Origin of the sequence: Sulfitobacter mediterraneus (assembly GCF_016801775.1) — a bacterium.
In the GTDB taxonomy this organism is placed as follows: Bacteria; Pseudomonadota; Alphaproteobacteria; order Rhodobacterales; family Rhodobacteraceae; genus Sulfitobacter; species Sulfitobacter mediterraneus_A.
The window spans coordinates 3,098,632-3,110,745 of record NZ_CP069004.1 but is presented as its reverse complement, the minus strand read 5'-3'; the positions used below and the strand labels follow the sequence as shown (position 1 = coordinate 3,110,745).

Below are 12,114 nucleotides of genomic sequence, written 5' to 3'. Positions count from 1 at the left end.
GGTGCCTCTGTTCAAATTGCCTGAGCTTCCCCATGTAGAGGGAGGTAACAGGAGAACATTATGACACATCCCAGCGTCGGGCACGTCCATCTCAGGGTCGCAGACCTTGACCGGGCGATTAACTTTTACCGTGATGTTTTGGGGTTCGATCTGACCCTGCGGTACGGAGATCGCGCGGCCTTTCTGGGGGCGGGCGGGTATCACCATCATATCGGGTTGAACACCTGGGACAGTAAAGGGGCAACGCCGCCGCCGCCGGGCCATACCGGCCTTTATCATGCAGCGTTTCTCTACCCGGACCGCCCAGCGCTGGCGCAGGTTTTGCGGCGGGTGGTCGAGGCTGGTATTGCCTTGGACGGTGCCGCCGATCACGGGGTAAGCGAAGCGGTTTACCTGCGTGATCCTGACGGCAACGGTGTTGAGCTTTATCGGGATCGCGCCGAGGCGGATTGGCCGCGTGATGCGCAAGGTGCCCTGGCGATGGTCAACGACCCGCTGGACGTGCAGGCACTGCTGGACGAGGCGGCCTAGCGATTTAGCTAGCTGGCGATGGCACATCTGTCTCGTCAAGAGCTTGTGAGCGGGGCTTGCGATGGCCTATGCAGGGCAGGCTGACCATTGGAATTGAAACGTGAGGCCCCATGCCTGATCCGAACCCCGACGCCCTTCGTTTTTTGCAAACCCGGCGCTCGCGCCCGGCCAAAACATTGGCTGGACCTGTGCCGGATCGGGCTGCGTTGATCCCACTGCTGACGGCGGCGGCGCGCAGCCCGGATCATGGCAAGCTGGAGCCGTGGCGGTTTATCGTGTTGGAAACACCCGCGATGGCGCGATTGGCCGAGGTGGTTCAGACACGCGGTGCAGCTTTGGCCTTGCCTGAGGAACAGATCGTCAAAGGGCGCAGTCAGTTTGATCAAGGTGGTCTTGCGGTTGTCGTCGTCGAAGTTCAAAAACCATCCGAGAAAATTCCGGCATTGGAGCAAACCTATGCGGCAGGTGCCGTTTGTCTGGCGTTGTTGAATGTCGCGCTGGCCGCTGGTTGGGGGGCGAATTGGTTGTCTGGCTGGCCCTCCCATGATCGCGGGTTTATGCAGGACGGCTTGGCGCTGGCCGATCATGAGCGTATTGCGGGGATTATTCACATCGGAACAGAAACATCCGCGCCGCCCGAACGGCCACGGCCAAATATCGAAAGCATGACGACATGGCTCTCCCGCTGATTTTCAACTCCTTTTTCATGGCGATTGGCCAGTTGACGGACCGGCGATTCCGCCGTGTGTTTTTCATCGGCATCGCACTTGCGCTGGCATTGTTGATCGCGGCCACAGCGGGGTTTTCTTGGTTGGTCGATTGGTTGACGCCAGAACAGGTGTGGTTGCCGATTATTGGCGAGGTGACATGGGTCGGTGATTTCCTCTCTTGGGGGTCGGCGTTCTTGCTGTTCTTCCTGTCGATGTTTCTGATGATCCCTGTCGCTTCGGCCATCACTTCGATGTTTCTGGATGATGTCGCCAATGCGGTGGAGGCCGAGCATTATCCCGGCTTGCCACCCACCACCCCTGTGCCGTTTGGCGATGCCCTGCGTGATACCGTGAATTTTCTGGGTGTGCTGGTCGGCGCCAATATCTTGGCGTTGTTGTTCTATTTCCTGTTCAACGTCTTTGCACCGCTGGTGTTCTGGACATTGAACGGGTTTTTGCTGGGCCGGGAATATTACACCATGGCCGCGATCCGCCGTGTTGGCCGCATCGAGGCCAAGAAGCTGCGGCGCAAACATATGGGCACGATCTGGCTCGCCGGTATTTTGATGGCGATTCCGCTGTCGGTGCCCCTGCTCAATCTGGTGATCCCGATCCTAGGAGCGGCGACCTTTACCCATCTGTATCACCGTCTCTCCATGCGCCAGCCCTGAACCAGCTTTCGACGTCGGCGACACTGATCCATTCGGACAGAATGATGGTGGCCACAATCGCCCAGATCACTGCGGCGACCAGCGTGGTCCAAAACGCCTTTTTGCGCAGGTGATGATGCTCCGGCGCACCCGCATGGGTGCCCGGCACAACGTCGTTCAGATCACCTTGGGTCTGCACGCGGATCGGCAGGGCGATAAGAAAGGTCATCGCCCAGATCACCGCAAAGAGGACAAGGCCGGATGTAATACCCATGGCCTAAACCTGCTCCAGCTCGACCAGGGCGCCGTTGAAATCCTTGGGATGCAAGAAGATCACCGGTTTGCCATGGGCGCCGATTTTTGGCTCTCCCGTGCCAAGGACACGTGCGCCGGTGGATTTCAAGTGATCGCGGGCGGCGATGATATCATCGACTTCATAGCAGATGTGGTGAATGCCACCTGATGGGTTCTTGTCCAGAAAGCCCTGGATCGGGCTGTTTTCACCCAAAGGATACAGCAATTCAATCTTGGTGTTTGGCAGCTCAATAAAAATCACGGTTACGCCGTGATCCGGCTCATCTTGCGGGGCGCCGACATTGGCCCCCAAAGCGTTGCGATATTGATCGGCCGCAGCCTCCAGATCCGGAACGGCTATGGCAACGTGGTTCAGGCGTCCAATCATCTTTTGATCCTTCGTCATTTGAGTTGCGGTCTTATCGTCTTTGGCGGGAGCAAGAGCAATGCGTCACGTTAACCTGCCGTTAGCCAACGGTGCGTAACCATAGCCCTATCAAATCATGTTGGAGGCCTGAATGGATACCACGGACCCGTTTACCGCGACGATCCCCGCGCCCACGGCGGCGCGGCCACTGCTGGGGCTGACTGTCCTTGTGGTGGAGGACAGCCGCTTTGCCTGTGAGGCATTGCGCCTGTTGTGTTTGCGGTCCGGGGCGCGGATCAGACGGGCGGATTGCCTACGCTCTGCCCGGCGGCATCTGCGGGTGTACCGTCCGTCCGTCATTATCATTGATCTGGGCCTGCCCGATGGCAGTGGATTGGACCTGATTGAAGAACTTTCCCATGGCCAACCTGCGATTGTCGGTATCTTGGCAATGTCGGGCGATCCCGATCTGGAAAAGGCGGCACTGTCCAAGGGTGCGCATGGGTTCATGTCGAAACCCATTGTGGCGCTGGCCCCGTTTCAGGAAAAAGTCCTGTCTCTCTTGCCGCCCGAGCAGCGCCCAAAAGGGCCACGGCGCATTGATCCGACCACAGTTGAACCGGACAGGATTGCCTACCGCGATGATATCGCCCATGTCGCCGACATTCTTGAGGACGCCCCAACCGATCACACACTGGATTATGTCGCGCAATTTTTGGAGGGTGTCGCGCATGCCGCAGGCGACGATGGTTTGGCCGATGCGGCCAAAATGCTGGCCCGCCAGCGGGCACTGGGTCATGCGGCGGCCTCAGACACCGCACGAATTGCCGGTCTGATCCAATCGCGGCTGGCAGACCGGGTCGCGATCTAGGGTCAGGTCAAAGGGTCGGATCAGAGGCCGTGCGCACAAGACCCGTCAGATCGCCAAGACGCTCCAACTGCTGTCCGGCGCTGTCAAAGTTGGCGGGGGACAACCATGCCTCAAAGGCTTCTTTCAAGGCGGGCCATTCGCTGTCGATTGCAGCAAACCACGCGGTGTCGCGATTGCGGCCCTTGATGACGGCGGCTTGACGAAACACCCCTTCGTAGCTGAAGCCCAGCCGTTGTGCAGCGCGGCGCGATCCAAGATTAAGCGCATTGCATTTCCACTCGTAGCGCCGGTATCCGGCCTCAAAGGCCCATTTCATCATCAGATACATCGTTTCGGTTGCAGCGCGCGTACGCTGCAACGCGGGACTGTAGTTGATATGCCCGACTTCGATACTGCCCATCTCCGGCGCGACCCGCAGAAAACTCGCCACCCCTTCCCATGCACCGCTTTCAAGGTTGCGGATCGCGTAGAAAAACGGATCGGGCTGACCTGCATGATCCCGCACCCAGCGATGGTATTGTGACGCCGAGGAAAACGGACCGTAAGGCATATAATCCCAAACGTGATCCTGACCTTGATAGGCGCGAAAGAGCAGGGCCGCATGAGCCTCTGCCGACAGCGGGGCCAATTCGGCATATCGGCCTTTCAGAACCGCGCCATCCGGGCGCGGCGGCACTGTCCAGTTCGGAACCGGTGTGCCAAGGATTGTGTCGGTATGTATTGGGTCACTCATGCCGGCAGGTTAGGCGCAGTCCCGTCCAAGGCCAAGCCCATAACGCGGTGACAGATGGCCCCAATCGTCGCAAAAGCAGCATAAGCGGTGCATAATCTGGCCATATTGCGATGTGATGCTGTCCTTGTGCCGCTGCTCTTCAATGAGGATCCCATGACAGACAGAACCGACAAGCAAGATCGCCGTGAACTGGAAAATCTGGTCAGTTTTGACTGGATCGTGTTCACAGCCGGTGTGCTGGGTTTGGCGGTGGTGATTATCGCCTCGGTGCGCGAGGGCGAGCATGGGCTGGTTGGCCAATTGGGCAGCTACGTCGGCCGCTCAAATCTGTTTTGACGGCCAGCCTTATCGCACCACCTTCGGATCTGCCCCCATTTCGAGGCCGGGGAACACCTTATCTTGCAAGGTTGATATCGGCAGGCCAGTCATGCCGCGCATGATCCAGGCCACGGGCGCCCGCACGTCATCCGTCGGCATCAGATCGCGCCCCTGATACAGCGCCTGTTCCCCCAGCCCCGGCCAGCGCCCGAACACCCGTCCGCCGCGAATAGCCCCGCCCGCCATCATCATCAGACCTGCTGTTCCATGATCCGTGCCACCAGTGCCGTTTTCGCGGGCGGTCCGGCCAAATTCCGTGAGCGCGACCACTGCGGTTTGAGACCAGATCGCCGCGCCAAGGTCTTGTTTCAAAGTGGTGATAACATCCGACAATTGTCCTAAGCTGCGCGGCAGCATACGGGCTTGGGCACGGTGGGTGTCCCAGCCATTGAGTGAAAACGCGGCGATGCGAGCCGGGCCGCGCAGCCGGTCCGCCGCAAATCGGGCGACCTGGATATGTGCTGGCCCCTTTTTGGTTGATACTGCCCCGGGCCGACCATCCGAGAGCATTTGAGCCTCTATCAGGGCCGCATGCATTTGCGGGTCGCTTTGCATGATCTGTTCGGCCAGACGCAGCACCTGTGGGCTCAGGTCCAGCGCCGCTTCGGGCGTCCAATTGGCCACCGGCGCTGTCCCGGCCAACAGGTTCAAGGTGCCTTGCCCGATGCCATATGCTGTCTCGGCCTCGATCTGCGGCAGATGCTGCATCAATCGGTTCAGCCAGCCGTCACGCCCTGCCCCGCCCAGATCCTGAGTGCCGGCCTCAAGCAAATCCTGTCCATCAAAGTGGCTGCGCTTGTCTCGGTATGGGGTGGAAACCGCGTGTACAAACCCCAATTCTTCGCGGTGCCAAAGCGGCATGAGATCCTTCAACGCGGGGTGCATCGCAAAGTACCCGTCCAGGTCCAGCGGGGCATCGCCCTTGGCCAAAGTCGGGCGTAGCGCGGCAAAGGCCGGATCGCCGGTGGGCCGCACGACATCCAGCCCGTCCATACCGCCGCGCAGGATGATCACCACCAAGCGCCCCTGCCACGGGGCATTGGCCAGACTAAGCGGGGTCCAAAGCGGACTGGCCGCCAGTGAACAGCCGATCCAACCGCTGCGGGCCAACATTTGTCTGCGGGTAAGGGGTGCATGGTTCATCAGATCACCGCCTCTGAAATGCCGGGGCGCAGAGTACCAGACCAACTGCATCTGCGCGGGTTTCCGCGGCGCGCGCGGCAAACACCACATCCGCGGGCGGGATCGGTCCCAAAACATCCTGCACGAACTCGCGGGGATCGGGTAGATCGGGCCGCAGCCGCGCCGGAGTGTTCACCGCCCACTCCAACCGCGCCGCCATACCCTGTGGTGTGATCCACGCGCTATCATCCTCCGGCCAGCCGTCCGGACTTGCCGGCTGGTGCCACGGCTGCCCCATCAACCGCATTGGCGTGGTCATAAGTCGCTTGATCTGGGCGGGTATTAAAGACTGCATCATCTCGGGTGCCACCGCCAAGGCGCGTAACGCGGCGCTGACAAACTCATCCGGTGGCCGAATGTTTGGCGCGTCGTTGGTCCACGACGCAGGATGGTGCAGCAAAGTTTCGTAGCATTGCATGAGATCACCGCCTCCGCTGAGGTAGGTTTCTTCAAGATCGCGGATCAGATCCGGCGCGGGTTGATCAGAGACAAAATGTACCGCCAATTTGCGCGCGATATGCGCGGCAGTGGCCGGATGTAGCGCAAGATCAAACAGCACAGCACGGATTGGTGCAAGCCCCGGAGCACCGCCATAGGTGCGGCCCAGAACAGTCTCCGCCCCCGGTTCTGCCATGTTGCGGCGGAACTTGAAGCTGTGGTCGCGTGTGCCCGCCAGCCCGGTCAGCAGTTTGGCGAATTCACGCACATCGGACTGATTATAGGGGCCGGCCACCCCCAATGTGTGCAGCTCCAGCACCTCCCGCGCGAGGTTTTCGTTCAACCCGCGCCGTCTGTCCGGCCGCCGCGCCGCCCGGCTGTTTGGACCGGCAGAGGTGTTTTGATCCAGATAATGCAGCATCAGCGGATGGGTGACGCAGGCGAACAATAGATCGGCAAATCTGCCGCCTATATGGGGGCGGACGGCCTCCTCGGCATAGGCGGGCGCCGCTGCCCGCAGCAACCCGCTTTTGCCCCGGGCGGTGAAATGATCGGCCCAAAAGGCAATCAGCCGTTCCCGAAAGGCATGTGGTGTGTCGATGCGCCTTTGCAGGGTCGAAACCACCCAACGCTGGCGGTCATGAAACAGAGCGCGACGCGCAGTCTTGGCTTTTTCCCCGGCCGCCGCTCCCGCCTCGGTTTGGGGGTTCTTGCGGGCGAATTTAGAAAACCGGCTGACAAGGACAATTTGGTCCTGAATGTACCTGAAACCGGGGATCGGATAGGTCTGTGCCATAACATCCGGCCCGCGCAGGCCGGTGAGCATATCCGCCACAGAGGGCGGCGCCGCGATTTGAGGGGACAGCCCATAGCCAAACCGCCGTTCCGCCAATTCGGGAGTGAAGGGCACGGGATCCAATCCTTTAACTACAGCCATTCAAGTATAGCGGATTGAGGATTTATTTTTCTCTAATTGTTTTGGCTGGCCGGTGAGGGGAACCGGGGTGCGAGACAGGCGTTGTTATGGCAGACACAGAAAGGGATCAAAATGCCATCGATTTATGACGCCATCAAATCCGACCATGACGCGCACCGCGACCTGCTGAATGCTTTGGAACAGACCAGCGGCGATACTGCGGAACGCCGTGAAGCATGGGACAGTTTTTACCGTGATGTGAAATCACATGCCGCCGCAGAGGAAGAGACATTTTATTCCAAACTTATCTCGGAAACCTGGGGGCAGGATTCGGCCCGCCATTCGGTACACGAGCATCAGCAGCTGGACGATCTGATGGAAGAGCTAAACGAGATGGACATGTCGTCCCCCGGTTGGCTCACCAAGTTCAAGACGCTCAAGCATGACTATGAGCATCACATCGACGAAGAAGAGAACGAAGTGTTCACCCGCGCCCGAGAGACCATCGGCGAGGAACACAATGAAGCATTCGGCCAGCGTTTTGAGGAGCGCAAGAAAGAAGAACGCGGATTGATCGAGAAAAAGCGTGAAGACAGTCTGGAAGACTGATCAACCACCGCCAAAAGAAAAGGGCCGCATCGCAGCGGCCCTTATTGTAATTATTCCTGCGGAATGACCCGCAGACCCAGATCCATCAACTGATCCGATGTCGGATCGGATGGCGCGTTCATCATCAGATCTTCGGCTCGCTGGTTCATCGGGAAGAGGATGACCTCGCGGATGTTCTGCTCATCCGCCAGCAGCATCACAATCCGGTCAATGCCGGCCGCGCAACCACCGTGCGGCGGGGCGCCGTATTGGAAGGCATTGACCATCCCGCCAAACCGCTTGCGCACTTCTTCTTCGCCATAACCGGCGATTTCAAAGGCCTTGAACATAATCTCCGGGCGATGGTTCCGGATCGCACCGGACACCAGTTCATAACCGTTACAGGCCAGATCGTATTGATAGCCCAGCACCTCAAGCGGATCGCCCTGCAACGCTTCCATCCCGCCTTGCGGCATGGAGAAAGGGTTGTGTTCAAAATCGATCTTGCCGGTCTCTTCGTCTTTTTCGTAGATCGGGAAATCGACAATCCACGCAAAGGCAAAGCGGTTTTTGTCGGTCAGGCCCAGCTCTTCGCCGATGACGTTCCGGGCGCGGCCCGCAACACCTTCAAAGGCTTTTGGCTTGCCGCCCAGGAAGAACGCCGCGTCGCCCACATCAAGGCCCAGCTGCTGCCGGATCGCCTCGGTGCGTTCGGGGCCGATGTTCTTGGCCAATGGGCCAGCCGCTTCCATGCCGCCCTCGACTTCGCCGGATTTGAGCTTGGCCTGCGCCTCTTTCACAGTGATGCCCAGTTCCTGCGCCACAGCATCGGCGGTTTTTTCGCGCCAGAAGATATAGCCCATGCCGGGCAGCCCCTCTTTCTGGGCAAAGGCGTTCATCCGGTCACAGAACTTGCGGCTGCCGCCCGTGGGCGCCGGAATGGCGCGGATCTCGGTGCCGTCTTGCTCAAGCAGCTTGGCAAAGATCGCGAAACCGGAGCCCGCGAAATGCTCGCTCACGACCTGCATCTTGATCGGGTTGCGCAGGTCGGGTTTGTCAGAGCCATACCAAAGCGCGGCGTCTTTATAGGAGATCTGTTCCCATGTCTCATCGACCTTGCGGCCACCGCCGAATTCTTCAAACACCCCTGCGATCACCGGCTGGATGGTGTCGAATACATCCTGCTGGGTCACAAAAGACATTTCGAGGTCCAACTGGTAAAAATCGGTGGGCGAACGATCGGCACGTGGATCTTCGTCGCGGAAGCACGGCGCGATCTGGAAATACTTGTCAAAGCCGGACACCATCAACAGCTGTTTGAACTGCTGCGGGGCTTGTGGCAGAGCGTAGAACTTGCCCGGATGCAGACGCGACGGCACGAGGAAATCGCGGGCGCCTTCGGGGCTTGATGCAGTGATAATCGGGGTTTGGAATTCTTTGAACTTCTGGTCCCACATGCGGCGACGGATCGAACTGACCACATCAGAGCGCAGGATCATATTTTGCTGCATCTTCTCACGACGCAAGTCGAGATAGCGATAACGCAGGCGGGTTTCTTCGGGATATTCCTGATCGCCAAATACCATCAAGGGCAGCTCATCCGCCGCGCCCAGCACTTCGACCTCGCGAATGTACACCTCGATTTCGCCGGTGGACAATTTGGGGTTGATCAGGCTTTCGTCCCGCGCCTTCACCACACCATCCACGCGGATGCACCATTCAGAACGGACCTTCTCCAACTCGGCAAAGGCCGGGCTGTCCGGATCGCACAGAACCTGGGTCATGCCATAGTGGTCACGCAGATCAATGAACAGAACGCCACCATGGTCGCGGACACGGTGGACCCAACCGGAAAGGCGCACGGCGTCGCCTTTGTTTTCAATGTTCAGATCAGCACAGGTATGGCTGCGATAGGCATGCATGACGGTCCCTTTCAGTGGGCGGAAAATCTTTGCCGCACCTACACCGTTTGAGGGGCCGGAAGTCAAGACCACATGGGCAAAACCCACGGTAACGCGGCAAGCATGCGCCACCGGTCACGCCTTGTTGGGGCGGCCCAAGCCTTGGCCAGGCTGCCCCGTTTTCGAGTTAGGTCAGCGCCCTGCGCAAGCCGGGCAGGCGGGACAGGATCAGGCTGTCGACGGCCAGAACGCTCAGAAATGCGATGCCCGCCATCGGAAAGGCCATGGAGACGCCAATGCCAACCAGCGCAGCACCCTGCCACAATGGCATTTCCTTGGGCAGCGGCGGCGCGGCCAGACGGCTGGCACCTACGGGACGTCGTTTCCACCACAGCACAAGCGAGCTGACACAAAGGAACAATACAGCAAGGCAAACCGCTGTATTCGCCAATACGGACCACAGACCAAGCGTGCCCATGTGCAGCGCGATCCCCACGGCCATCGCCTTGCCCGCCAGCGAATAATCGGCAAAACGCACATCAGCGAGGATCTTGCCGGTATATTGGTCGATGTGAACCGTCCGGTCAGACATCGGATCGGTGCTGTCCGTACTCATTGAATCGCGGCTCAGGGTCCAGACACCTGTATCCCCGTTGGGCAGGTTCATTTGGTACCGGGCGTTAAAGCCGATCTTACGCGCGAAAGCATCGACACTGTCCAGCGTCACGGCTGGTGCGGTGATCCCATCAATACCTGCTGTGCTGCCGGAGGCAGGCATCGGCGTCAACTCAAGCGCCCAAGGCACTTCCCGGCGGGCGTGGTTCATATTGGCATGAGTGTCATCGGACAACGGCACAGCATCCCATTTCTCCGCCGGGAACTGGCTCCAGGCTTGCACAAATTTGCCGCCCCAAATTCCAGCCCAAGCCAGACCGGAGATCAGGAAGAACACCAAGAACAACGAGAGCCAGATCCCGATAACACCATGCCAAGATTTCCAAAGGCTCCGCCCGCGTGACAAGCTGGGCACCAAGGCTTTGCGCCATCCCGCATCGCGCGGCCACCACATGTAAAGGCCCGTGGCCACCAGCACCAAGGCCAGCGATGCCGCGGTCTCCAACATCCGGTCGCCGGTCACGCCCAACATCAGATCGCTGTGAATACCATCGACAAAGTCGTACCAGCCACTGCGGCGGGGAAAGGTGTCGATGACTTTCGCGGTGTAGGGATCGACGGCAACCATTGTCGCCTCGCCGTCATGATCTACCCGGAACAACGCCGCAACATCAGCCCTACGCGGGGCGACATATTGCTTGAGCGTACCTTTGGGTATCGCAGTGACGGCAGCGGCGGCCTGTTCAGATAGGGGGGCGATCACCTCTTGCGGGGTGACGGCGGTGCGTTCGCCATCGCGGCCATCAATCCATGCAATCCACAGCATCGCCATGCCGGTCACCGCGAGCACTGCAAGAAACGGGATCACAAAGAGACCCGCATAGAAGTGCAAGCGCCATGCGGCGAAATAGAATTTGTTTGCGCTCGCATCCTGCGGCGCATTTGTTGTTAGGGTCGTCATAATAGGTCCAAGCCTTTGGGCCCGCATAACGCGGGCAATTGATCTGTTGGTTTACGAAAACAAGATCAGGCTTGAGGGGGCGCGCGGGTCTGCTGGCTGGGATCACGCGGCGCTGCATGATGGCGCAATTGCGCCAAACGCATCAGTCTGAGTGTCTGTGGGAGTCCAGCTTTGATAGAATGTGTAAAGTTGTCCGGAACTGTCGTCGTGGCCATCAGTCTACAAGCGGAACACTCATCAGCACGGGCGTCTTTGGGGTCTTGAATGTCGCCGCAAAGACCGCTCAATGTGCCACCGGACAGCAAGAAAGCCTCCAGATCTGCATTCAGGCTCTGTGCCGATACGCGGTGCGCAAAACCAACCGCCGTCAACGCTACAATCAACGTTGCGACAACGACAAGATCTGACAATTGGGCAATGACGCGCTTCATTCGGTAAGCGATAGGGCAATCGGAGAACCGGTTCCAGACGATTATCCAAGCGAAGGTCAAAATCGAGCCTTTGCAATTTAAACGCATCAAACCGCGCCGGACTGGCGTGCGTGGTCATTTATTAAGGTCTGGTAAATATTGGTTGCGGGAGTAGGATTTGAACCTACGACCTTCAGGTTATGAGCCTGACGAGCTACCGGGCTGCTCCATCCCGCGACACTTTTGTTGGCCTTGTGCACGGAGTGCTTTTTGAGGCCGTTTTTTGGCCTTTTGCACGGTGTTGTGCTTGAGGCCTTTTTGTCCTGTTACATTTTTTGTATCAGGCATTGTGTCTTGTTTGTCATCGTTGAGAGATACTGCTCTAAAAACCTTATTAGGTTTGGCGATGACCTACTCTCCCACGTCTTAAGACGCAGTACCATCGGCGCTACGGCACTTAACGGCCAGGTTCGGGATGGGGCTGGGTGTTTTGCTCGCGCTATGATCACCAAACCAAATAAAGTTTTTAGAGTTTTCCAAGTCAGTACACTGTGTTGTGTATGCTTTTG

Annotated in this window: 14 protein-coding genes, 1 tRNA gene and 1 rRNA gene; 6 read left to right on the top strand and 10 right to left on the bottom strand. The window is 58.7% G+C overall.

Annotated elements, in window-relative coordinates:
• The first annotated feature begins 60 nt into the window (after window positions 1-60).
• From JNX03_RS15370 to JNX03_RS15360, 3 genes are all read left to right on the top strand, one after another.
• Window positions 61-531: a VOC family protein gene (locus tag JNX03_RS15370; protein WP_203209877.1), complete on the top strand. Its 471-nt coding sequence runs from the start codon at window positions 61-63 to the stop codon at window positions 529-531.
• A 110-nt stretch (window positions 532-641) separates the two neighbouring features.
• Window positions 642-1,220 carry a nitroreductase family protein gene (locus JNX03_RS15365; RefSeq protein WP_203209876.1) on the top strand — a complete coding sequence of 193 codons (579 nt, stop codon included), beginning with the start codon at window positions 642-644 and terminating at the stop codon, window positions 1,218-1,220.
• Window positions 1,205-1,912: an EI24 domain-containing protein gene (locus JNX03_RS15360; RefSeq protein ID WP_203209875.1), complete on the top strand. Its 708-nt coding sequence runs from the start codon at window positions 1,205-1,207 to the stop codon at window positions 1,910-1,912. Before JNX03_RS15365 ends, JNX03_RS15360 begins: the two co-directional genes overlap by 16 nt.
• Here JNX03_RS15360 and JNX03_RS15355 read toward each other — a convergent pair.
• A complete protein-coding gene (locus tag JNX03_RS15355; RefSeq protein WP_203209874.1) occupies window positions 1,872-2,165 on the bottom strand; it encodes a DUF1467 family protein in 294 nt (97 codons plus the stop codon). The two genes, JNX03_RS15360 and JNX03_RS15355, sit on opposite strands and share 41 nt — an antisense overlap.
• A 3-nt stretch (window positions 2,166-2,168) precedes the next feature.
• Window positions 2,169-2,573: a methylmalonyl-CoA epimerase gene (mce, locus tag JNX03_RS15350; protein WP_025050021.1), complete on the bottom strand. Its 405-nt coding sequence runs from the start codon at window positions 2,571-2,573 to the stop codon at window positions 2,169-2,171.
• A 130-nt stretch (window positions 2,574-2,703) separates the two neighbouring features.
• Here mce and JNX03_RS15345 point away from each other — a divergent pair, with 130 nt between their 5' ends.
• The gene (locus JNX03_RS15345) at window positions 2,704-3,423 is read left to right on the top strand and encodes a response regulator (RefSeq protein WP_203209873.1); all 720 of its coding nucleotides are present in this window, start codon (window positions 2,704-2,706) and stop codon (window positions 3,421-3,423) included.
• Window positions 3,424-3,430: 7 nt separating this feature from the next.
• Here JNX03_RS15345 and JNX03_RS15340 read toward each other — a convergent pair whose 3' ends face one another.
• Complete coding sequence (locus JNX03_RS15340) at window positions 3,431-4,156, bottom strand: GNAT family N-acetyltransferase (protein ID WP_203209872.1); 726 nt, start codon at window positions 4,154-4,156, stop codon at window positions 3,431-3,433.
• Between the two features lie 153 nt (window positions 4,157-4,309).
• Here JNX03_RS15340 and JNX03_RS15335 point away from each other — a divergent pair, with 153 nt between their 5' ends.
• On the top strand, window positions 4,310-4,492 hold the full coding sequence (locus JNX03_RS15335) for a hypothetical protein (RefSeq protein ID WP_203209871.1): 183 nt from the start codon (window positions 4,310-4,312) through the stop codon (window positions 4,490-4,492).
• A 9-nt stretch (window positions 4,493-4,501) separates the two neighbouring features.
• Here JNX03_RS15335 and JNX03_RS15330 read toward each other — a convergent pair whose 3' ends face one another.
• Both JNX03_RS15330 and JNX03_RS15325 read right to left on the bottom strand, forming a co-directional pair.
• The gene (locus JNX03_RS15330; protein ID WP_203209870.1) at window positions 4,502-5,677 is read right to left on the bottom strand and encodes a DUF1501 domain-containing protein; all 1,176 of its coding nucleotides are present in this window, start codon (window positions 5,675-5,677) and stop codon (window positions 4,502-4,504) included.
• A gap of 4 nt (window positions 5,678-5,681) precedes the next feature.
• The gene (locus JNX03_RS15325; RefSeq protein ID WP_203212265.1) at window positions 5,682-7,064 is read right to left on the bottom strand and encodes a DUF1800 domain-containing protein; all 1,383 of its coding nucleotides are present in this window, start codon (window positions 7,062-7,064) and stop codon (window positions 5,682-5,684) included.
• Window positions 7,065-7,202: 138 nt separating this feature from the next.
• Between JNX03_RS15325 and JNX03_RS15320 the strand changes: the two genes are divergently transcribed.
• Complete coding sequence (locus JNX03_RS15320) at window positions 7,203-7,679, top strand: hemerythrin domain-containing protein (protein ID WP_203209869.1); 477 nt, start codon at window positions 7,203-7,205, stop codon at window positions 7,677-7,679.
• A gap of 50 nt (window positions 7,680-7,729) precedes the next feature.
• Here the strand turns inward: JNX03_RS15320 and aspS are convergent, their stop codons facing one another.
• From aspS to rrf, 5 genes are all read right to left on the bottom strand, one after another.
• A complete protein-coding gene (gene aspS / locus JNX03_RS15315) occupies window positions 7,730-9,580 on the bottom strand; it encodes an aspartate--tRNA ligase (RefSeq protein ID WP_203209868.1) in 1,851 nt (616 codons plus the stop codon).
• Window positions 9,581-9,746: 166 nt separating this feature from the next.
• Window positions 9,747-11,135 (bottom strand): PepSY-associated TM helix domain-containing protein, encoded by a 1,389-nt coding sequence (locus JNX03_RS15310; RefSeq protein WP_203209867.1) that lies wholly within the window; start codon window positions 11,133-11,135, stop codon window positions 9,747-9,749.
• A 65-nt stretch (window positions 11,136-11,200) separates the two neighbouring features.
• Entirely contained in the window at window positions 11,201-11,566 is a 366-nt protein-coding gene (locus tag JNX03_RS15305) for a hypothetical protein (protein WP_203209866.1), read from the bottom strand.
• Between the two features lie 139 nt (window positions 11,567-11,705).
• A tRNA-Met gene (locus JNX03_RS15300) sits at window positions 11,706-11,782 on the bottom strand.
• Window positions 11,783-11,943: 161 nt separating this feature from the next.
• Window positions 11,944-12,058, bottom strand: a 5S ribosomal RNA gene (gene rrf / locus JNX03_RS15295).
• Between the last annotated feature and the right edge of the window lie 56 nt (window positions 12,059-12,114).